Origin of the sequence: Streptomyces sp. JHA26, assembly GCF_002005565.1 — a bacterium.
Lineage (GTDB): Bacteria > Actinomycetota > Actinomycetes > Streptomycetales > Streptomycetaceae > Streptomyces.
Genome location: NZ_BDJC01000003.1, coordinates 156,907 through 178,291, shown reverse-complemented (window position 1 = coordinate 178,291; position 21,385 = coordinate 156,907). Strand labels below are relative to the sequence as shown.

The window sequence follows — 21,385 nt, the reverse complement described above, 5'->3', positions numbered from 1 at the left end:
ACGTCCCGCGGCCCGGCTCGGTCCTACCCGAGAACGGCTTCGTCCGGCGCGGACGACCCGTTCCAGTTCATGCGTGACCACGGGAGCGCGAGTTCGTCGGTGCCGCGGACCTGCCGCGGGACCAGGTCCTCGATCCGGGACGCCTCCCGGTGCCGGGCGAAGACGGTGTCGACGTAGCGGTGTCCGGTGTCGGCGGCGATGAACAGGACGGTGCGGGCGGGCTCTTCACGGTGTTCCCAGCACGCGGCGAGATAGGCGGCACCCGTGGACAGGCCCGCGAAGACGGCGTGCCGGCGCAGCAGATCGACGCTGCCGGCGAGGGCGGCGTCGAAGGCGAGCCAGTGCAGGGTGTCGTAGAGGTCGTGGCGGACGTTGCCGAAGGGGATGGAGCTGCCGATGCCGGCAATGATGATCTCCGGGTCTGCGACGTGAGCGCTGCCGAACGTGACGCTCCCGTACGGCTGGACGCCGACGAGCCGCACATCGACGGACCGTTTCCTCAGGTAGTGGGCGAGGGCGCCGGTCGAGGCGCCCGACCCCACGCCCCCGACGAGGACGAGAGGGCCGCCTCCGGTCTGGACGTAGATCGACTCGGCGACGGCCTCGTAGCCGAGGTAGTGGATGTCGTCGTGGTACTGGCGCATCCAGTGGTAGTCCGGATGGTCGCGGAGGATCTCCCGGACGCGGGCGACGCGGCGGCTCTGGTCCAGCTTGAGGTCGTTGCTGGGCGGCATCTGTTCCAGGTGGGCGCCGAGTATGTCGAGTTGGGTGCGCAGGGTGTGGTCGACGGTGGTGGAGCCGACGATGTGGCAGCGCATGCCGTGGCGATGGCAGGCCAGGGCTAGGGCGTAGGCGTAGATGCCGCTGGAGCTGTCGATGAGGGTGTCGCCGCGGCGTACGGCTCCGGTGTCGAGCAGGTGGCGTACGGCGGCCAGGGCGGAGACGACCTTCATCGTCTCGAACCGCAGGCAGACGAGACCGTCGTCGAGACGTATCAGGTCCGGGCGGCCGACGGCTTCCGAGATGTGGTCGTCCACGGGAACTCCTCGCTGATGGGGGACGCGGAGAGGGCGAAGGTCCGGGTCGGCGCGATGCCTTCCCGCTGGAGGGCGCGAGTGCAGTGGCGCAGTCCGCGGCGCAGCGCGGGAGAGCGGGGGTCGTAGAGGATGCCGGCGACGTTGCCGCTGTGGGCGATCTGCACGCCGACCGCGCCCGTGCGGTCGGCGATGCCGGTGAGAACGGGGAACTCCTCGTGGCGCAGGACGCGTTGACGCATGCGTGCGCTGGCGGTGCTGACCCGGCCGAGCAAGGCGGTGTCGGTGTCGCGGACCGCGCGGCGGAGCATGCGGAGCAGGTGTCCGTACGCCGCGGGGTCGTCGTGGTGGACGCAGGTGGGCAAGGAGAGGGTGTCGACGGGCGCGCCCTGACCGAGTAGGCACCCCACCACGACGACGGGTGGCAGCGCGTCGCCCAGGACTTCGAGGACCCGGCCTTCCCGCTGCGCGAACAGCAGTGGTCGCGAGCCGTACATCAGGGGGTCGCTGGCGCCCTCCGCGCGCACCGCGATGCGGGCGACGGTGTCCGGCGGCAGGAGCAGGCCCCACGCGTCGGCGACCGCCCGGATCGTGGCGATGACGTCGCTCGTGGAGGAGCCCATGCCGAGACCGACGGGGAGGTCGCCGGTGAGGGTCAGTTCACCGCCGCAGGGTTGCGCGCCGAGTCGCGCGGCGCACTCACGGATGGTGAGGACGGCGGCCGTGCGGGCCTTGGTCCGGCCGTCGCGCTCCACCGTCACCTCGTCCGGCGGGCTGCCGGGCCGGCGCGCGAACCGGGCGGCGCTGCCCGGTCCGTTCATCGGCAGGGTGACCAGAGCGTGAACCGGTCGGCGACACCCGTCGAGGAAGACGCCCTGGATGATCTCGCCGTGGTGACATGCGGCGTGGCCGGTGCCCGCCCTGCCGGGGGCGGCGGTCTCCGGCGGGCGGGTGACGGACGTCATGCGGCGGCCACCGCCCGGTAGCGGTACAGGGTCGTGGCGTCGGCGCTGAACTGGGAGAAGGGGAAGGGCTCCGCGGACAGGGCGGTCACACCGGCGCCGAGGAAGGCGCGGGCGACGGCACTGCCGGTCTGGGCGTACACCACCAGGGGCACCTCACGCTCGCGGCAGCGGGCCAGGACGGTGTCGAAACTGCCGTTGCTCAGGGTCATGCCGGTCGCCACCACGGCGTCGGCGGTGTCGAGGACCTCGTGCATGTCGTCGGTGACCGGGTCGCCCCACTGGGTGGTGCGCAGGTTGAAGTCGCAGAGGAGAGGATCACCGCCACGCTCGCGGATGGCCGCGACGAGCGGATTGACGACACCGATCAGACCGACCTTCGCCCCGGCCTCGATGTCCAGCAGTCCGGCGATCGCCGCGTCGCGGGCCAGCGCACGGGTCTCGGGCGTCCCGGCGGGCAGGGTGACCGGTTCCGCCCCGGCCGCCTCCCGGTGCGGGCGCACGGCGCTGAGGTAGGCGTCGAGCGCGGCGATCCGCAGCGGCCTCGGTGCCTCGCGCAGCAGAGTATCGAGAGGGGCCCCGGAGGCGTCGCGGCATATGGCCGCGTCCACCTCGCCGGCCTCGAAGGCGCAGGCGCCGAAGGAGCCGCCCTGGCGGACGAGGACGTACTGGTTGAGGTAGGTGGTGTTCCCGCCGGCCAGCCGCGTGCCGTGGTGCAGCCAGAAGACGCTCGTGGCCATCAGGTCGGCGGGGCGGGGGCCGAGGTCGCCCGCCAGTACACCGGCCAGGAGTTCGTCGGTGTCGTTCATCGCTGTCCTCCGGTGCGGGACGTGTCGTGGCTGATGCGGAAGAGGAAGGTCAGGACGCCGTCCTGCCAGTCGTGGAGGTGATCGATCCGAGGACTGAGTCCGTGGTCCACGGCGTGCTGGACGAGGGCACGCAGGTCGGCGGTGTTGGAGGCGATGACGTAGATCTCACCGCCGGGGGCGAGCAGGTTCCTCTCCGCGATCTGCGCGAAGAACCTGGCCAGGAGGGACGCGCCCACGCAGACGTTGCGCACGACGTCCGGATCGTCGCTGACGGTCCGGCTCACGGCCGGCGGGTTGAAGGTGACGACGTCCAACTGGACGTCGTCGGCCAGGGCGTCGAAGAGGTCACTCACCGCGGGGAGGAACGTGGTGTCCGGACGCTCGCCGACCAGGCGCCGGTAGTGTCCGGTGGCGGCGGCCACGCTCTCCGGGTGGACGTCGAGCGCGTGGATCTCCCGGGCGCCCCGGACGCCCGCCGCGACGGCCTCGACGCCCAGACCGACGCCCATGGCGGCGTACCGCAGGCCGCGGGTTTCAATACGGCCGTCGAGCACCCGCTCGTGGATCAGGCGGCTGGTCCAGCCGGGTATGAAGACGCCGGGCGGAACGTCGAACGTCCAGCCGTTCCACTCGTAGGAACGGGTGGTGTGCAGGTCGGCCTTGGGCTGATTGAGCGAGATGATCAGGTCTGCGGGCAGGGGCGGGGGCAACTGCTCGAGAAGAGCCGGGCCGATCGAGTCACGGTCGATGTCCATGAAGTCCTTTCCTTGTCACACAACGGGACGGCGCGCGGCCACGCCGGTGAACGGCCTGTCCGGGCGGGCGTTCCGCCTGCCCGGACAGGCCGTGGCATGTGGGATGTCAGCCCTTGAGTTCGCGCAGGTAGGCGGCGAACTTCTCCAGGCCGTTGATGTTGCGGGGACCGCTGATGCCCTCGTTGTAGTCGAGGACGAAGAAGTTGTTCTTCTTCACGGCCGGGAGTTCCCTGGTGTGCGGGGACTTCTTCAGGAAGTCGATCTTCCGCTCGGCCGGCAGGTCGCCGTAGTCGAGGATGATGACGACTTCGGGTTCACCCTCGGCCACGGATTCCCAGTTGACCTGGGTCCAGCGCTCGTCGAGGCCGTCGAAGACGTTCCTGCCGCCCGCCGCCCTGATGATGTCGTTGGGCGGCACTTGGTTGCCCGCGGTGAACGGCTGGTCGGTGCCGGAGTCGTAGAGGAAGACGGGTACCGGATCGCCGTCCGGGGCCTTCGCCTCGACGTCCGCCACGCGCTTCTTCAGCCCGTCGACGACTTCGGCGGCCTTCTTCTCGACCCGGAAGATCCTGCCCAGCCGTTCGAAGTCGGTGTAGAGAGCCTCGAAGGGGCTCATCTCCTCAGGGAAGCCCGGGTAGTTGAAACAGCTCTCGGTGTGCATGAAGCTCTGGATGCCGAGCTTGTCCAGGATCTCGGGCGTGATGCCCCGCTCGTCCTTGAAGCCGGAGTTCCAGCCGGCCACCACGAAGTCGGACTTGGCCTCGACCACGACCTCCTTGTTCAGGAGGTCGTCGCTGAGCATCTTCACCTTGGCGTACTCGGAAGCCCACGGGGACTCACTCACCGGCGGGTTCGCGGGCGGCATCACATAGCCGTGCACGTGCTCGGTCAGACCGAGGGCGAACAGCTTGTCCGCGCTGCCGCCTTCGTAGGCGACGGCCCGCTCGGGCACCGTGTACTCCACGGGTTCACCGCACCGCTTGACGGTGACGGTGCCGGAGTCCTTGGCGTCCGCTTCGACCTCGGCGCCGCATCCGCCGAGCGCCAGGGCCGCCGCCAGGGCGGAGCAGAGAGCGACAGGCCGGCGGACCGTCGTGAGGTATCGGGTTGTACGCATGCGTGAGCAGCCTTTCAGCGGGTCGGGTCGAGCGAGTACAGGAGCTGGGGATCACCGGTCAGTGGGTGCTGGACGACGCTGGCCTTGACGCCGAAGACGTCGGCGACGAGCTCGGGCGTCAGCACGTCCGCAGGCGCACCGGAGGCGACCAGGCGGCCTTGGGAGAGCACGCCGAGCCGGTCGCAGGCCGCAGCGGCCAGGTTGAGGTCGTGCAGGACGACCAGGACGGTGAGTCCGGATGTGCGCAGCAGTGCGAGCAGGTCGACCTGGTGGCGGACGTCCAGGTGGTTGGTCGGCTCGTCCAGGACGAGGATCTCCGGTTCCTGCACGAGCGCGCGGGCCAGCAGGACGCGCTGGCGCTCGCCGCCCGACAGCGTCAGGACGCCCCGGTGCGCGAGGTGCCCGATGTCGAGCCGGTCCATCGCCCACTCGCACAGCTCGCGTTCCCGGCCGCTGAGCGCCGTGTTGCCGCGCAGATGGGGGGCGCGTCCGAGCGCGACGACCTCCTCGACCGTGAAGTCGAAGTCGATGCCGCCGTCCTGGGTCATGGCCGCGATGGTCCGTGCGCTGTGGCGCATGGAGAGCCGGGTCAGGTCCTGCTCCCCCACCCAGACGGTTCCGGAGCTGGGACGCAGCGCCCGGTACACGCACCGCAGCGCGGTGGACTTGCCGCTTCCGTTGGGCCCCACGAGCCCCACGACCTGGCCGTCCGGCACCGTGAGGGACAGCCCGCTCACGAGACTCTTCCCGTCCGTCACCACGGAGAGTTCATCCAGTTTCAGGTCCACGTCAGCGCCCTCCGAAGGCGTAGCCCCTGCGTCGCATCAGGACGATGAAGACGGGCACCCCGACGAGCGCGGTGATGACCCCGAGCGGTAGCTCGCGCGGGGCCACCAGGGTCCGCGCCGCCAGATCGACCCACACCATGAAGATCGCTCCGACCAGGGGGGCCACGGCGAGCACGCGGGCGTGCGTGGCCCCGACGACCATGCGCACCACGTGCGGCATGACGAGTCCGACGAAGGCGATGGCGCCGCTGACGGCGACCATGACGCCCGTGACGAGTGAGACGAGCACCAGCAGCACCCTGCGATGCCGGTCGGGGTCGAAGCCGAGGCTCGCGGCGGTCTCGTCGCCGAGGGAGAGGACGTCCAGGGTCCGCCCGTACCGGTACAGGACCGCTAGTCCGGCCAGCACCATGGCGGAGACGACGGGCAGCGCGCCCCAGGTCGCGGCCCCGAAGCTGCCCATGGTCCAGTACAGGACCATGCTGGTCGCCTCGGCGTCCGGTGCGAAGTAGATGATCAGGCTCATGACAGCCTGGAAGCCCAGGGACATGGCCACCCCCGTCAGCACGAGGCGCAGCGGGGACAGCGCGCCCCGGCTGGAGGAGGCGGCATACACCATGAGCGAGGCGACCAGCGCGCCGACGAAGGCGCCGGCGGAGACGGCGTGGATGCCGAGCACCGCGAGCCCTCCGGTGACCGTGACCGCCACGGCACCTACGGACGCGCCCGAGGAGACCCCGAGGACGAAGGGGTCGGCCAAGGCGTTGCGCACCATGGCCTGGATCGCCACACCGACCGCGCTCAGCCCGGCCCCCACCAGTGCCGCGAGCAGCACGCGCGGTGTCCGGATCTGCCAGATGATCTGATACGTCGTCGCCTCGTCGGGGCCGATGCGTCCCCCGCTGATGGCCGCCCACAGGTGGCGCGCGGTCTCGCCCGGGGTGACGACCGCGGGCCCCAGGCCGATGGCGACGGTGACGGACACGAGCAGGACGGCGGTCAGCACCGCGCAGCTGAGCAGCAGTGCTCCGCGGGAGGCGAGTCGGACTCGCGCGGAGCCCGCGGGGCGGGAGGCCGACGCCTCGGCCGGGTCGAGGGCGTCCGCGCCCGTGCCCAGCGGGGTCACACGACCCGCAGCCGGAGATGTGTGCGGTGGCTTCACTTCTTCCTCTCGCCCATGCAGACAGGACCGCGGCACCCTGATCGGGGACGGCCGACAGCACTCTAATGGAAATGATTATCAATGCGATAGCCTGTCGTCCGCGCCACGCTGCCCACCGTGTGCCACGGCCTGTTCCGTCGCCCAACCGCACGACGGAACAGGGGTGTTGCAGCCGGATCGCGTCCATTCCGTAGCCGACAACGGGACAGGAAGACTCCCTCGTGCCCACTCCTTCCGACACTTCCACCGCAGCCCGGTCCCCTGCCGACAAGCAGCGCACCGTCCTGCTCGACCTCGCCTTCCTCCGCCTCTGGACGGGCGCCACGGCCTCCGGCCTGGCCACCTGGGCCCTGCCCTTCGTGCTCGGCCTCGCCGTCTTCGACCGAACCCTGGCCGCCACCGACCTGGGGCTGCTGCTCGCCGCGCGCACCGTCGGGTTCCTCGCCGCCGTGCCCGTGGCCGGAGTGCTGGCCGACCGGTACTCACGTCGGGGCGTGGTGCTGTGGGCGGGACTCGCCGCCGGTATATCGGCTCCTGTGATAGCCGCCGGCCTGGACCGCTCGGTGCTGCTGATGGCGGCGGCCGCCACGGTCGCGGGAGCGGGCCAGGGCGCCTGCCGCCCCGCGTACCAGGCACTGACCGCCGAGGTGGTCGACGAGGACCGCAGGCAACAGGCCAACGCCGCCATGACCCTGGCCGTACGGGTCACCACGCTCGTGGGCCCGTCCCTGGCCGCCCTGCTCGCCGTCTTCCTGGACACCCGGGCGCTGCTGATCGGCATCGGACTGCTCTGGCTCGCCGCCGCCTTCGTCCCCGGTCCCGGCAAGCGGCCGCCGACCGCGCAGGACGCGCCGGGCTCCCCGGCCGGACCGGACAGGACGTCGCTCCTCACCGAGTTCGCCGAAGGCGTCCGCGAGGCGCGCCGGCACCCGTGGTTCGTCGCCGGCCTGGGCGCGTTGACCGCCGTCATCGCCACCGGCTACTCCGCGACGGGTGTGGCGCTGCCCTTGGTCAGCCGGGACGAGTACGGCACCGAGGTCGTCCTCGCGGGTGCGATGACGGCGTACACCGCCGGAGCCCTGGGCGGTGCCCTGGTCATCGCCCGCTGGCGCCCCCGCTCCCCCGGCCGGGCCGCACTCGCCGGGCTCGCCGCCTACGGATTCGCCCCGCTCAGCCTCGTCTTCCCTGTCCACCCGGTCGTCGTCATGGCTGCCTACGCCGTCGCAGGCGTCGGCATCGAGCTGTTCAACGTGCCCTGGTTCACCGCCGCCCAGCGGGAGGTCGCCCCCGACAAGCTGGCCCGGGTCTCGTCCCTGGACTTCCTGCTCTCCTACGGCCTCGCGCCGGTCGGTCTCGCCGTCATCGCCCCCGCCATCGACGCCTTCGGCGCCACACCGGTCCTCGCGGGCTGCGCGATCGTGTGCTTCGCCGCCCCGGCCGCCGCCGCCCTCGTCCCCAGCACCCGGACCTTCTCCCACCCGCCCACGCGCGACGACACCTTCTGACCACCATGAGGACACGCCCCCGTCGGGGCAGCCTGGAGCCATGCACACATCCGCTCAGACCCACCGCCCGCGCTCCACCTCCGGTCCGGGCATCACCCCCAGTCGCGTCCCGCACGCGAACGTCGGCACGGCCCGCGAAGTGCTCGCCCGCGACGGGGCCGTGATCCTCACCGGCCACGAGAACACGCCCGACGCCCTGGTGGTCGCCGCTGCCCAGGTCATCGGCGACCGGCTCCGCGAGCTGTACCCGCAGCGGGTCCGCACCTCGCATCCGGGCAACCCCGTCCACCTGCACGCCGACAGCCTCGACATCGTCGTCGACATCGGCGGAGTCCCCCACCGCAGGCGCCACCCGGACGAGGACCACGTCCTCGTCCAGTGCGCGCGGCCGGCATCCGAGGGAGGCGACTCCTTCGCGCTGGACGCCTACGCGTTCGTCGACATCCTCGCCGTCACCGACCCCGCCCTGCACACCTTCCTCACCGGCATCGACGTCGACCTGTACGGCGCCTGGGCGGACCTGCGCGGACTGCCGGCCACCCCCAGGATCGGACGACACGTCGAGTTCACCCGTACCGGACGCCGCGTCGTACGCCGCACGGACGGAGCGGTGCCGATCCACCGCGACCCCGACAGCGAACACATCCGCGCCCAGCTCTCCCGCCTGACCGAAGCCGTGCACGACATCGAACCGTCCCTCCCTCGCTTTCGGCTCGACGAGGGCGACATCCTGGTCCTCGACAACTACCGCTGCTGGCACGGCCGCGACGGACACACCGGCGAACGCACCGTCCGCATCCTCACCGCGCGCAGCTCCGACGCGAGCTGAGCGGCCACGACCAGCCCGACGGCGAGCCCGAGCTGACCCCAGGTTCGTCAACTGCGCAAGAAGGCCATCCCTTTCAGCCGCCCGGCCTCCGGGATCCGAACGTCAAATGACGGGAAACCAGGTCACCAGACGGCGCGCCCACATGGGCACCCTGTTCGGCCTCGCGAACCAGATCGTCCTCGCGGTGATCGCGCTCGGCCTGACCTCCGGGCCATCCCGCCCGCGACCTCGTCCCGCAGCCCTTGTGAGTGCGGCAGACCTTGTGAGTGCGGCGGTCGCCGCCCTTCAGGAAGCGGTCCGGCGGCGGGGCGGGGTGAAGGTGTACAGGTCGAGGATCTCCGGGCAGGGCGCGACACCGGGGCCGCCCGCCCGTACCCAGGCGGCGATGTCCTCCGCCGCGTCCGGGTCGTTGACCAGCCCGAGCCATACCGGCCGGGCTCCCGCCGCCCGCCCGGCGGAGGAAGGCTGCACGACGATCACGTTGGCCTGTTCGCACACGTCCAGGCACGCTGAGACGCGTACGGGAGCCTCCGCGCGCAGGCGTGCGGTCTGTGCGGCGTGGTCGACGCCGGTCACCTTCGCGGTGCCGCAGCAGCAGTCCCGGCACACGACGACCCGGCAGGGCACACCGCCGGCCCGTCGCGCCGGTGCGTCGGCGCCGTGCGCCTCGTCGCTCATGGTCTCGGACACGCCGAAACACCCCTCTCCTCCGGGGAGATCCGCCCCGGTTCCTTCGAGGAGGCGACGACGTGAGTCTCCTGGCTCTCGGGTCACAGCTCGCCCCGGCCTTCCCGCCCTCACGGGGCAGTGGCGTCGTGCGGGGTTCGCTCACCGATCACAGTGGCGGGACCACGCCGGATTCGCACCGGCTTCCTCGGACCGTCGTCGCCCTGTCGCCGGACATCATCGCATCAGCCAGCGGCCCGGATCATTCGGGCTGGACGTGCGTGGTCCGCCATCCGCGCGCGCTGAGGCCTGCTGTGAGTGAGGCGACGATCTCCTGCATCGGAGCGGGGTTCTCTGTGGCGACGTCGAGGTCGCGGCTGGAGCGTTCGACCAGGCCGTGGGCCTGCACGGCGTATCCGCCGGTGAGGACCAGAGGGTAGGGGGAGCCGATGTCGAGGATGTCGGCGAGGAGACGCTCGTGGAGCGGAGTGAGCTTCACGCGGCGGTCGTGTCGGCCGGAGCCGTGCGGAGCAGCTCGGGGAAAGCGTCCTCCCAGACCTCGCGGATGTAGGGACTGATCAAGCGTCGCAGCACGGGCCACTGCTCGGTGAGCAGCCGGTGGTGCAGGAGGGTCACCAGGTCCTCGCGCATCCTTCGGCGAGGACGGTCCGGTAGAGCGTCATGCGGGACTTCGGACGGTCCAGGCTGTAGCTCGTCCGCCCGGACCAGACGATGTGGAGCGGCAGATCCACGTTGCCCTCGACGGGGCCGGCCGGCTCCTGCAAGCGCTCGGGCAGTCGGCTGCGGTAGCGGTCCCGCAGAACCTCGGCGCGGGGCGCGGTGATCGTCGAGTCCATGCATCCAGTATCGCTGCCGGGAGGCGACGGCATGGCGGATACGGGGCTCCCCTGTCGTACGTACGCGTCGGGCGGCCGACCGCCCCTCCCTCGGGCATCTCACCCAGTGGGCGCTTGGCACATCATGGCCTACCCGCGCAGGCCCCGGGTGGCGCGGCAACCGGCTGCCCTGCAGACCCGGGACCAGCCCCGCTCGCGGGCGCGGGTGATCATGACGCAGTAGGTCACGCGGAGGGCCGCCTCAGTGGAGTCGGCTGCGGCTTCGGTCTCGGTACCGGAGATGACGACGGTGCCGAAGCCGAGGCCCATGGCGCCAGCGCATGCCGCGGACGAGCTGTCGAGTAACGCAGCGAACGTCCCAAGCGGGAGCCAGGCACCTGTGTCCAGGTCCCCGTCATGGCGGCCACCTGGGCAGCAAGCTGGGACGCTCCCGCGCCCGATGCTGACCGTTTGCTGACCTGAGTGGGGCCATCAAGCCGTTGACCTGCAAAAACACCCAAATGCTAGATCTTGGACTTGAACGGAGTACGCAGCACTTTGGGCTCCTGGAAGACGGCTCCCTGCCTGCTTTGTGCAGGTCAAGGGCGGTCTTCACCGTACACGGGCACGCCTCCCGGTCGAAGACCTTGCAGAACATCGTGCACCGTACCGAGCAGGCTTCCCGCCTGGGCTTCTGTGCGAGGCAGGCTGTGGTGACGCCGCGGACCAGGCGCTTGTCCGGGTAGCCGTCTCGGACAGTTCGGGGACTGATGCTGATCAGATGCCGACTTGCCTGACGGAACGTCAGGAACAGGAAGGGTGGAGAACGAGCGACTCGGCCACGCCCACATCGGCGTCGCAACCGGCGCCTGTGCCCACGTCCGACTCCACCTGCAACGCCAAGCCATCGACACCCTCGGCATCGCCCTCAACCCAACCAACGACGGCCCTGACGACTCGCCCGCCACAGCAGTTGTCCGCTGACGTTGCCGTCACCGTTGCCGTCGAACACCTGGGAACCTCCGCCGATCACCGATTCGACGGAGGCTCCCGGCTTACGCCCGAGTGAACTCAGAAATCCTCGATGATTCACTCTTCGACGCACCGAGGGCGTTGGCGTCTACGACAAGTCGCGCCAGGCGTGAGGACGAGCTCCTCGGCACTCCATTCATCTGCGTCGCGCATCAGCCACCGCGAACGTGGACATGAGGACACGGAACGCCTTGAGCAGTCCACGGGCGCGGTCGGCACCAGCGCGGACAACGCTCTCGCCGAGTCGTTCAACGCGACCCTCAAACACGAAACGCTCCGTGGCGCCCGCCGCTTCGACGGAGCCCTCGCCTGCCGCCTGACGGTTTTCCGCTGGACCACCCGCTACAACACCCGCCGACGACACTCGACGAACGGACACCAGGCACCGATCGCCTACGAACAGGTGTCCACTCCCCGGGGACAAGGCCCGATCACTTCTCAAAGACCCTGGCTCGGCGGGCAGCCGGAGATGCCCCTGCGGCACGGCGTGACCGAGGTCATCTCGTCGTTCAGGGACCTGCGGACGGCGGCGCGACTCGACGCAGTCGACTGAACGGCGCGCGTCGGCCCTGACCCTCTGCGCCGCTTCCCGCCCGGGCGGCTGCCGTGCAACCCGAGCCACCGCGTCCCGCCCGAGTGTGCGAGGGTTCGTGCGCCGGCCGTGCGACGGACCGCCATGCGCGGCCGCTGATCCGGTGCGCTCCGGAAACCGGCATGCGCGTTAGCGTGATCCTCTGCCGCATGGAGTGTCCATGGGCCGGGCCGGCCCGCACGAGGGTCTGCGACGGAGAGTGACGGAACTGCGATGAGTGAACTGACGAAGCCCGAGGTCGACCTCCCGAAGGGCGCTGCGCCTGCCGAACTGACCGTCCGGGACCTGATCGTCGGGGACGGGGCCGAGGTGAAGCCGGGCACGGTGGTCAGGGTCCACTACGTCGGGGTGACCTTCGAGACCGGGAAGGAGTTCGACTCCTCCTGGGACCGTGACCAGCCCTTCAAGTTCGCCCTGGGCAGCGGCAGGGTCATCAAGGGCTGGGACCGGGGGTTGAGGGGGATGAGGGTCGGCGGTCGGCGCGAGATCGTCGTTCCCCCGCGTCTCGGCTACGGCAACCAGTCGCCCTCGCCGTTGATCCCGGCGGGCTCGACCCTGGTCTTCGTGGTGGACCTGCTCGACTCGTACTCCGCCGGCACAGGCGGCTGGAGCAACGCCCGCTGACCCAGACCGTTCCTGTTTCCGCGCCCTCGCCCCAGGCGTTCTCGTCATGGATCCGCGCACCCAGATCCTCCGCCCGCTCCAGCGCCCACACCTTGAGTTCTTCGATCTGCCGGGAGGGGAGCCCGTACTCGCCGACCGTACCGACCGCTCTCCGGCCGTCGTTCCCGAACGGTCCTCGGCCGACGGTCCCTCACTCGCACCTGAAACAATGGCGATCAGTCACAGCGGGGCGGCGCGATCGGTTGCGCACCGTTCTTGCCGCGGCTGGGGAGGGCGGTGCTCGGTGACGGTGTGGCTGAGGGCGGCGATGCCGTCGGAAGACGGGCCGAGGATACGGAGTGCTGCTGTTCATGCGGTTTCGAAAGAGCGCTGCCATCGCGGTTGTGTGTGCCTTGGTCGCTGGTGTCCCGGGGGACCGTGCCGGCACCTCCGCGCCCGCGGGGGGACCTGTGGAGGACCTCCTGAACGGCAGGGACTGGGCTCACTTCGCCGGCGGGAAGCCCACGCACACAGGGGTACGGGTCACACCCCTCGACCGGCGCATCACACGCCAGGACGGTACCGGCGGACAGCCGAACCCACCGGTGAACCTGCGCGGTCCCCACATGGTGTTCCGAGGGGATGTCCGGATCGAAGCCGGCCTGCGGCGCACGGATGACACGGGTGCCTACCTGCATCTGTACGGTGAGACGCCGGTCATCTACGACGAATGGCGCTACGAACGGCGCGGCGTGCGCATCGGCGTGGTCGGCGGGAGACTCCGGATCGACCGCTGGGACGGGGGCTCCGACAGACCTGCGCTGACCCGGACCTTCGGGAGCGGCCTGGGGCTCGAAGTCCGCCTCGCCGTCGAAGTCCGCGCGAACAGGCTTGTGCTGGAGGCCGACGGCAGGGTCGTGGGAACCGTTCCCGCGCGGGACGTCTTCGGCAGTGGCCGCATCTGGTTCGGCGCGGATGCGGGAGCCCGCGGGAAGGGCTGGACCCTCAGCGATCTCCACGCGCGGTCACTGGGACGGGGCCGGATGTCCGTCGTGGACGCGCCCGGCCTGCGAGCGCCCCGGTCCAGCGATGCGATGCGTGATCTGGCGGCGGTTCTCCCACGCCCGATCCGTATGGGAACCGCCCTGGCCGCGGGCCCCTTGCTGACGGACAGCGCCTACCGGCGGACGGCGGGTGAGGAGTTCTCCATGCTTACGCCGGAGAACGACTTCAAGCCGCAGTTCGTCCAGCCTCGACGCGGCGTGTTCGCGTTCGCGGAAGGGGATACCTTGGTGGACTTCGCCGAGGCCAACAGGATGAAGGTGCACGGCCACACCCTCGTCTGGTTCGAAGCCCTGCCCGCATGGATGCGTGCCGAGATGACGCGCGAACAACGCAGGCGCGTCATGGTGGAGCACATACGCGCGGTAGCGGGCCACTTCCGGGGGAAGGTGGCGGAATGGGACGTGGTGAACGAGCCCGTGTCCGACGAGGATGAGGACTACTCCAACGGCAACCGGGGCGTGCGGCCACAGTTGTGGTTCGAAGCGATGGGTGAGCAGTACATCGACATCGCCTTCCGTGCTGCCCGCGAGGCCGACCCGCACGCGGTGCTGTACCTCAACGAGTACGGGGTGGAGGAGGACGGTCCACGCTGGGACGCCCTCTACGCGCTGCTGATCCGGTTGAAGGAGCGGGGCGTTCCGATCGATGGCGTCGGTTTCCAGGACCACGAATACGCCGTCGGCGACCGTACCGACCCCGAGGTCCTCCGACGCAAGGTCCGGGCTTTGGCCGGGCTCGGCCTGAAGGCCCGGGTCTCGGAGGCGGACGTCCTCGTCGACGAGGACGAAGAGGACATCCAGGCCCGCCAGTTGGCGGGGAAACTCGCAGTCTGCGGCGAAGAACCCAACTGCACCTCGTTCTCGACCTGGGGTTTCACCGACAAGTACGGCTCCACGGCCGACCTGCGGCACTATCCCCCGAGTCCGGGAAACGCTCTTCCCTGGGACGCGGCGTACGAGGCGAAACCCGCCTACTGGGCACTGCGTGACGTCCTGGACGACGCTCTCCGCTCAGGTGCTGGATAGGTACGGCGAACACCGCGAACGACGTGCCGCCGGCGGATCAGATGATCCACGATCACGTCGGGCGCGGTGCTTGACGGGGCCTTCATCAACAGTCCCTACCTCAGCGCCTCCGCCGAGGAGTTCGAGGGCCGGCTGCCCGACGGCTTCCAGGGGAAGCGCGGACAGCGGGACTTCGCCACCCTCCGGCAGGACTTCCGCAACCCCTTTGACGGTGAGCTGGAAGGCTTCCGCTACCTCGACCCGATCGTCGGGTTCGTCGCGGGGTACTGCGGTAACGCTTACAACGACTTCTGCCGCCAAGAACTCCAGCTCAGTGGCCTGGGCCGGCAACACCTGGCTGGTGTGCCCTCACAGGGGCCGGGCCGGCCCGGAGGGCGAGCGAGGTTCGCTCCGGTGGAAGTGGCAGGTCCCCTCCCTGTCGCGAGCTCACTGCCGTCCGCACACGGCGGAGTGCGCCCAGTGATCGGGGCCGCTGCAGCAAGTGCAAAAAGCGTGCGCTCCCGACAGGCCGGGAGCGCACGCCCGCTCCGCCGTGCGACCGCGCGGTCAGGCACCGTCGGCGTGGTCGCACAGGACGATGCCCTCGATCGTGTTCCCCTCGGTTCCGTAGCCCGGGAAGGTGAACCAGTTCCGCGGGGCCACCTCCTGGCAGGGGACGTCCATTCCGTCGCCGTACAGGACCTTCACCCTGTGGGCGGTCGAGCAGTCGTTGATCACGAACGTGTAGCGCCATCCCGGGCTGTACGTCAGGCACGCGGGTGCGGGGGTCTGGTTCCCCGCACTCTCCTGGGACTCGGCGTGGGCCACCGTGGCGGGCGTTGCCAGGGCCAGAGCCATCGCGCACGTCACGAAAGTTGAACGCACAAACCGCTTCATCAGAGTGCTCCCCTTCACTTACTGAACGGACGTCCTCAGAGTACGGGGGCCCGGCAGGGGCATGAAAAACATTGCGGCAAGTTCCAGCAACTTGCGGTGCCGGTTTCAATGAACCCAGGAGACACGGCTCCTCATGAACACGCAGCTCAGCGGCCAGAGCCGACATCACACCGCAGGATGACAGGACACAGCCGGACGGATGAACCCGCGAAGCCGGCAAGGTTACTGCCGGATAAAGCGGCATGTCTTACTCCTGCCACCAGGCCGCGTTGCCGTCGATAAACGAACACATGGCCGCGCTCAGTGAGGCAGCCGCGACAAGACCGAAAACTGTCGTCCCTCCCCCGTTCCGGGTCCCGGCCCCACATACGGAAGTGCCCGTACCGGCAGCCCGGTACGGGCACTTCGTGGGTCATTTCCTGTCAGCGCGTGAAGACCGCCACGGTGCGGCCCGGCACCTCGAAGGTGCTGGTGCTCTTCGTGTAGGTGGCCGTCCTGACCACGCGGTCAGCACCGGCGGCCTGCACCGGATGCAGCCGGTAGGTGCCTCCGCCCGGTTCCGTCAGCCGCTGGGACTGCCGGTCGGGCGTGGCGTTGAAGACCACGACCAGGTCACCCAGTCTCATGGTGATCACGCCGGGTGTCTCGTCCTTCCCGGAGAGCGGGAAGGAGAGTGCCGACTGCACCTGCGCGGCCGTGTCGAGGGAGAAGGTCTTCTCCGTCGTACGGATCCTCAGCAGGTCCCGGTACGCGGCCGAGGCGCCGGTGATCTGCGGGCAGCCGACCTTCACCGAGGTCAGCAGGGGTGCCGCGTAGGTCCACTTGTCCTGGTTGTCGGCAGCCGACGGCAGCCCGCGGCCGAAGCCGTTGCCGTCCGCGCAGTTCCAGTGGATCGCGTTGAACCAGTCACCACTCTCGAAGGAGTTGCGGTCCAGGGATTTCGAACGCAGCAGGTCGGTGCCCGCCTGGGAGAGCGCCGGGCCCTGCGAGAGGGTGGCCGTCGCCATGGCGAGGACCTGCATGCGGGCCCGGTCGTCGGCGGACGTGCCCGCCGGCAGCTTGTAGGCGAGGGCGTCGAACAGGGACTCGTTGTCGTGGGCGTCGGCGTAGGCGAGGGCGTCGCCCGGGGCCGCGGCGTATCCGGCGGGGGCGCCGTTGTAGTCGACCTGGGAGCCGGTGACCTCCTTGCCGCTGGTGTCGATGAAACGGTACTGCCGGAGATTGCCCGTCAGCCCCACCTTGATCAGGTCCTGGTAGTGCAGCAGGCGGGCCTTCTGCTCGGCCTCGGTGCCGTTGTCCTTCGAGGAGTTGGGGTCGGTGTACAGGCCGGAGGCGAAGCCCTGCACGTCGGGGTCGGCGTCGAAGGGGGAGCCGCCGCGCACGGCGTCGCGGGCCCGGTCGGAGAAGGTGGCGACGCCGGTGCCGGCCATGTTCTCCTGCGTGGCCTGCTCGAAGCGGGCGTCGTCGGCGACCTCGCCGAAGTTCCAGCCCTCCCCGTACAGGATGATCTTCTTGCCGTCGACGCCGTCCTTGGCGAGGGTCAGCTCGTCGAGGGCCTTCCTGACCGCGAGGATGTTGGCCTTCGGGTGGTGGCCCATGAGGTCGAAGCGGAACCCGTCGACCTTGTACTCCTTGGCCCAGGTGACGACCGAGTCCACGACGAGCTTGCCCATCATGGCGTTCTCGGGAGCCGTGTTGGCGCAGCAGGTCGAAGTGGCGACCGAGCCGTCGGCGAGCAGCCGGTGGTAGTAGCCGGGCACCACCTTGTCGAGGACCGAGGCGTCGGCCTGGCCGCTCGCGACGGTGTGGTTGTAGACCACGTCCATCACGACCCGCAGGCCGTCCTCGTTGAGCGCCTTGACCATCCTGCGGAACTCGACCGTGCGCCGTGTCCCGTCCGGGTCACTGGAGTAGGAGCCCTCGGGGACGGTGAAGTGGTAGGGGTCGTAGCCCCAGTTGTAGGCGTCCTCGGCGGCCGTCTTCGCCACGCACTCCTGCTGCTTGTCGGAGTCGGCCGGGTAGGAGGCCAGGTCGCATCCGGGGACGGCCCGGTCGGCGGCCTTCTCCGGAACGGTCGAGAAGTCGAAGACCGGGAGCAGGTGCACGTACGAGGTGCCGGCCTCGGCCAGAGCACGGAGGTGCCTGCTGCCCGCCGAGTTCTTCTCGGTGAAGGCGGTGTACGTGCCCCGCTCAGCCGCCGGGACGGTCGAGTCCTCCACGGAGTGGTCACGTACGTGCAGTTCCTGGATCTGCGCGTCCTTGAGCGGAACGGCCGGGGGTTTGTCCAGCCCGGACCATCCCGCGGGCGCCAGGGACCTGTCCTTCAGATCGACGACGAGACTGTGTGCGGAGTCGGCCGTCAGTGCCACGGAGTACGGGTCGGTGACCTTGTTGGTGACGGTCCTGCGGACCGTCGGGGCCCACACCGTGACGGCGTACCGGTACGGCTTGCCCTTCCAGGCGCGGGATCCGGTCACCGACCAGACACCCGTGCCGCCGTCCCGGCGCATGGGTACGCGCCGGCCGTCCAGCTCGAGGGACACGCTCTTGGCGGTCGGGGCCCAGACGGACAGGGTGGGCCTGCCCCGGTGGTCGAAGACGGGCCCGAGGCGGGCCTTGCGCGCCGCGCCGTAGAGGTCGTCCAGCACGCCGGGGATCTGGACACCCGTCGCCGCGAGCAGCGCGCCGTTGGCGGCCCGCTGCGTGGCGACGAGCTGGCCGCGCAGCGCCTCCCGCACCCGGTCCCGGTCACGCGGGTCGACGGACCAGGCGGTGCCGTCCTTCAGGTGGGGGAACTTCGCCTTCTGGGCGTCGCTGAGGGCTGTCGGCACCAGACGCAGCCAGTGCCCCTCGTGGGAGAGAGCGCCGTCCTTGACGGTGATGTCGCCCTTGGGGGCGTACACGAGCTGCTGGCTGGTGGCGTCGGTGGCCTTGACGTTCCACACCACCGTGTCCGCGTCGATCCACTGGGCCTTCGAGGCGCCCAGGTCGAGGTCGGGGGCCGAGCCCACGGTCGGCAGCAGGTAGTCGGCGGTTCCGCCGATCAGCCAGACGTCCTTGCCGTAGGTGGCGAAGTCCAGAGACCGATCGCTGGCGATGTCCTTCTCGTCACCCTTGTGGATGATGTAGCTGAGGGACGTGGCGCCGTCGGCAAGGGGTATCTCGAAGGTTACACCGAAGCTGTCCCTGCCGACCGGCTGCAGCGGCTTCGACCAGTCCGTCGGGTTCGCCGCACCGGTCCAGGTGTGCAGGCCCCAGCCGTCGTAGTCGCCGTCGGCGCGGTGGTAGTGCAGGACGGCCTTCTTCTCGTCCTGCGGCGGGTAGACGCCCTCGGGCGCGGTCACCGCCTGTCCGTCCTCGCCCTGCTCGATCCAGACCTCACCCGTCTTCGCCGCCTCGAGCGTGCGCCGCGGACCGTCCGCGTCGCCGTCCTTCTCGACGGTGTAGCTCACGTCGCCGGCACCGTCGTCCAGCTTCACCCAGGCGAAGGCTCCGTAGGCGTCGCGGCCGGTGAAGTCCGCGGTTCCCGCGGACGACTTGAGCTGCCAGCCGTCGTAGTCGCCGTCCGTCCGCCGGTAGTGCACCACGGCGTAGGGACGGTCCACCGCGCTCGGTTTCTCGGGGGTGGGGGGTTGTCCGGCGGTGGTGGCGGCGGTGTCGCTCGCGGTGCGTCCCGCGTGGTCGACGACGACGGCCTTGTAGCGCAGCGGCGTCCCGGCACGCACCGTGTCCGGCAGGTGCTGGGTCACCCTGTACGGGGCGTGGTCGGCCGAACCCAGAGTGCGCCAGGGCCCGTTGCCGACCTGGGCGGCGAACACCACCCGGTTCAGCCCGCCGCCGTCCACCTCGGCGGAGACCTCCACGTCACCGGTCGCACCGGCCGCCGGAGCCCGCACCGACACCGACGGCCCGGTGGCCGGAGTGGCCAGCGGCCTGGCCGCCTTCAGCACCACCGCGGACAGCGGCGGCACCTCCACCCGCACCTTCCGGTCCGCGCCGCTGCGCACCCGCGCCGACGACCCGTACACACCGCGGAAGTCCATCCCCGCCGTGTACGTCGGCACCCCGACCGTCCGGGCCTTCGCCGCGTTGTTCACCGCGACGACGTACTCGACCCGCTGTTTCGCATCCGTGCGCGAGAACGCGTACACACCCGGGCCGTCGTCCGCGTACCGCTCCTCCTGCACACCGTCACGCAACGCCGGATGCCGTTTCGTCAGCTCCGACAGCCTCGCGATCGACCGGTACAACGGATGCGCCGGGTCGTACGCGTCCGAGGCGTGCGTACGCTCCGTGCCGATCTGGTCGTCGTCCAGATACTCCGGGACCTTCGACGCGAACAGCGTCTGCCGGGCGCCCTTGTCCCCGCCCGGTCCGGTGAAGCCCTGCTCGTCACCCGCGTAGATCACCGGATTGCCCCGCGACAGGAACATCAGCTCGTGCGCGAACCGGTCCCGGCGCAGCAGCTCGGCATCGCCCGCGCCCGGGTTGTCCTGGCTGACGAAACTGCCGATGCGGCCCATGTCGTGGTTGCCGAGGAAGGTGACCTGCTCGTAGGCGTTGGCCTTGTCGGTGGTGTAGCGGTAGTCCTGGGCCAGGACGCCGGAGAGGGTGCTCGCAGACTTGTCCTGGGAGGCGTAGCCGCGGATGGCGTTCTGCAGCGGGAAGTCGAGCGTGGCGTCGAGCCGGCCCTCGGTCACGTAGGGCGCCGTGACGGCCGGGTCGGAGGAGAGGGTCTCGCCGAAGACGAAGAAGTCCTCGCGTCCCCTCTTCGCGGCGTAGGCGTCGATCGCGGTCGCCCACTGCGTCCAGAACGGCATGTCGACGTTGCGAACCGTGTCGACGCGGAAGCCGTCCACGTCGAAGTCCCTGACCCACCTCTGGTAGATCTTCTCCAGGCCCTCGACCACCTCGGGCCGTTCGGTCCACAGGTCGTCGAGACCGGTGTGGTCGCCGTAGAGGCCGCTCTCGCCGACGAACGTCGAGTCACCCCGGTTGTGGTACATCGTGGGGTCGTTCAGCCACGCCGGGACTTTCGCGTCGGCCTCGTCCTCGTTCACCACGGGCGTGTACGGGAAGCTGTCCCGGTCGACCTTGCCCATCCGCGAGCTGTCGTCGAAGGGACGGCCCTCGGTGTCCAGGTAGGGGAACGCGCCCTTGGAGCGGTAGCCGTACGTCTTCTCGACGTTCGTGACGGTGTCGGCGGTGTGGTTGGTGATGACGTCGAAGAAGACCTTCATGCCCTTGGCGTGGGCCTTGTCGATGAGTTCAGCGAGTTCGGCGTTGGTGCCGAAGTGCGGGTCGACCCGGGTGAAGTCGGTGATCCAGTAGCCGTGGTAGCCGGCGGACTCGCCACCGCCCTGCACCGGCTTGTTCTTGAAGATCGGCGCCATCCAGATCGCGGTGGTGCCCAGGCCCTTGATGTAGTCGAGCTTCTTGATCAGGCCCCTCAGGTCACCCCCCTGGTAGAAGCCCTTGTCCGTCGGATCGAATCCCGTCGCGGTCCGGTCGCCGCCGAGCCCTCCGCGGTCGTTGGCACGGGATCCGTTGGCGAACCGGTCGGGCAGCAGGAAGTACGCCTGTTCCCGGGTCAGGTCGTGGCGGGCCGGCTCGGCGACGAGCCGGGCGTCGGACGGCGGACCGGGAGGCCGCGGTGCCGCGGCTGCCTGCTGGGGTGTGCCCAGCGCCGTGGCGAGCAGTGCGGCCACGACGACCGCGGCGGCCATGGT

General features: G+C 70.1%; 15 protein-coding genes, 3 pseudogenes and 1 riboswitch. Of the genes and pseudogenes, 5 read left to right on the top strand and 13 right to left on the bottom strand.

All coding sequences use genetic code 11. The features are described 5' to 3' along the window. Positions 1 to 23 precede the first annotated feature (23 nt). The 7 genes from JHAT_RS03005 to JHAT_RS02975 form a co-directional block, all read right to left on the bottom strand. Positions 24 to 1,037, bottom strand: a complete 1,014-nt coding sequence (locus JHAT_RS03005; RefSeq protein ID WP_077796443.1) for a pyridoxal-phosphate dependent enzyme — start codon at positions 1,035 to 1,037, stop codon at positions 24 to 26. Next, a complete protein-coding gene (locus JHAT_RS03000) occupies positions 995 to 1,999 on the bottom strand; it encodes a GHMP kinase (protein ID WP_077796442.1) in 1,005 nt (334 codons plus the stop codon). Before JHAT_RS03000 ends, JHAT_RS03005 begins: the two co-directional genes overlap by 43 nt. Continuing rightward, positions 1,996 to 2,805 carry a Rossmann-like domain-containing protein gene (locus tag JHAT_RS02995; protein ID WP_077796441.1) on the bottom strand — a complete coding sequence of 270 codons (810 nt, stop codon included), beginning with the start codon at positions 2,803 to 2,805 and terminating at the stop codon, positions 1,996 to 1,998. The genes JHAT_RS03000 and JHAT_RS02995 overlap by 4 nt, the downstream gene beginning before the upstream one ends. Beyond that, positions 2,802 to 3,560 (bottom strand): methyltransferase, encoded by a 759-nt coding sequence (locus JHAT_RS02990; RefSeq protein ID WP_077796440.1) that lies wholly within the window; start codon positions 3,558 to 3,560, stop codon positions 2,802 to 2,804. Before JHAT_RS02990 ends, JHAT_RS02995 begins: the two co-directional genes overlap by 4 nt. Positions 3,561 to 3,666: 106 nt before the next feature. Further along, complete coding sequence (locus JHAT_RS02985; RefSeq protein ID WP_077796439.1) at positions 3,667 to 4,677, bottom strand: ABC transporter substrate-binding protein; 1,011 nt, start codon at positions 4,675 to 4,677, stop codon at positions 3,667 to 3,669. 14 nt (positions 4,678 to 4,691) lie between these two features. Then, complete coding sequence (locus tag JHAT_RS02980; RefSeq protein WP_077796438.1) at positions 4,692 to 5,465, bottom strand: ABC transporter ATP-binding protein; 774 nt, start codon at positions 5,463 to 5,465, stop codon at positions 4,692 to 4,694. A gap of 1 nt (position 5,466) precedes the next feature. Further along, complete coding sequence (locus tag JHAT_RS02975) at positions 5,467 to 6,486, bottom strand: iron ABC transporter permease (protein ID WP_077796500.1); 1,020 nt, start codon at positions 6,484 to 6,486, stop codon at positions 5,467 to 5,469. A 362-nt stretch (positions 6,487 to 6,848) separates the two neighbouring features. Between JHAT_RS02975 and JHAT_RS02970 the strand changes: the two genes are divergently transcribed. Both JHAT_RS02970 and JHAT_RS02965 read left to right on the top strand, forming a co-directional pair. After that, positions 6,849 to 8,132, top strand: coding sequence for an MFS transporter (locus JHAT_RS02970; protein WP_077796437.1), 1,284 nt, complete (start codon positions 6,849 to 6,851; stop codon positions 8,130 to 8,132). A 40-nt stretch (positions 8,133 to 8,172) separates the two neighbouring features. Continuing rightward, positions 8,173 to 8,961 (top strand): TauD/TfdA family dioxygenase, encoded by a 789-nt coding sequence (locus tag JHAT_RS02965; RefSeq protein WP_077796436.1) that lies wholly within the window; start codon positions 8,173 to 8,175, stop codon positions 8,959 to 8,961. A gap of 285 nt (positions 8,962 to 9,246) precedes the next feature. Here the strand turns inward: JHAT_RS02965 and JHAT_RS02960 are convergent, their stop codons facing one another. The 4 genes and pseudogenes from JHAT_RS02960 to JHAT_RS02945 all read right to left on the bottom strand — a co-directional run bounded on the left by JHAT_RS02960 (position 9,247) and on the right by JHAT_RS02945 (position 10,793). Next, positions 9,247 to 9,639 carry a (2Fe-2S) ferredoxin domain-containing protein gene (locus JHAT_RS02960; RefSeq protein WP_171990724.1) on the bottom strand — a complete coding sequence of 131 codons (393 nt, stop codon included), beginning with the start codon at positions 9,637 to 9,639 and terminating at the stop codon, positions 9,247 to 9,249. A 73-nt stretch (positions 9,640 to 9,712) separates the two neighbouring features. Further along, a riboswitch (cobalamin riboswitch) is annotated at positions 9,713 to 9,837 on the bottom strand. 64 nt (positions 9,838 to 9,901) lie between these two features. Further along, positions 9,902 to 10,126, bottom strand: a pseudogene (locus JHAT_RS02955) (hypothetical protein); the annotation flags it as partial. Then, positions 10,123 to 10,484, bottom strand: a pseudogene (locus tag JHAT_RS02950) (hypothetical protein). The pseudogenes JHAT_RS02955 and JHAT_RS02950, both read right to left, overlap by 4 nt. A 129-nt stretch (positions 10,485 to 10,613) precedes the next feature. Continuing rightward, positions 10,614 to 10,793 (bottom strand): hypothetical protein, encoded by a 180-nt coding sequence (locus tag JHAT_RS02945; protein ID WP_077796434.1) that lies wholly within the window; start codon positions 10,791 to 10,793, stop codon positions 10,614 to 10,616. Between the two features lie 898 nt (positions 10,794 to 11,691). Between JHAT_RS02945 and JHAT_RS35120 the strand changes: the two are divergent. The 3 genes and pseudogenes from JHAT_RS35120 to JHAT_RS02925 all read left to right on the top strand — a co-directional run. After that, positions 11,692 to 11,904, top strand: a pseudogene (locus tag JHAT_RS35120) (integrase core domain-containing protein); the annotation flags it as partial. A 396-nt stretch (positions 11,905 to 12,300) separates the two neighbouring features. Next, positions 12,301 to 12,711 (top strand): FKBP-type peptidyl-prolyl cis-trans isomerase, encoded by a 411-nt coding sequence (locus tag JHAT_RS02930; protein ID WP_077796432.1) that lies wholly within the window; start codon positions 12,301 to 12,303, stop codon positions 12,709 to 12,711. A gap of 449 nt (positions 12,712 to 13,160) precedes the next feature. Then, a complete protein-coding gene (locus JHAT_RS02925) occupies positions 13,161 to 14,780 on the top strand; it encodes an endo-1,4-beta-xylanase (RefSeq protein ID WP_253195387.1) in 1,620 nt (539 codons plus the stop codon). Between the two features lie 546 nt (positions 14,781 to 15,326). Here the strand turns inward: JHAT_RS02925 and JHAT_RS02920 are convergent. Next, entirely contained in the window at positions 15,327 to 15,617 is a 291-nt protein-coding gene (locus tag JHAT_RS02920) for an alpha-amylase (protein WP_171990714.1), read from the bottom strand. A 461-nt stretch (positions 15,618 to 16,078) separates the two neighbouring features. Beyond that, positions 16,079 to 21,382 (bottom strand): pullulanase-type alpha-1,6-glucosidase, encoded by a 5,304-nt coding sequence (gene pulA, locus JHAT_RS02915; protein ID WP_077796430.1) that lies wholly within the window; start codon positions 21,380 to 21,382, stop codon positions 16,079 to 16,081. Positions 21,383 to 21,385: the final 3 nt, after the last annotated feature.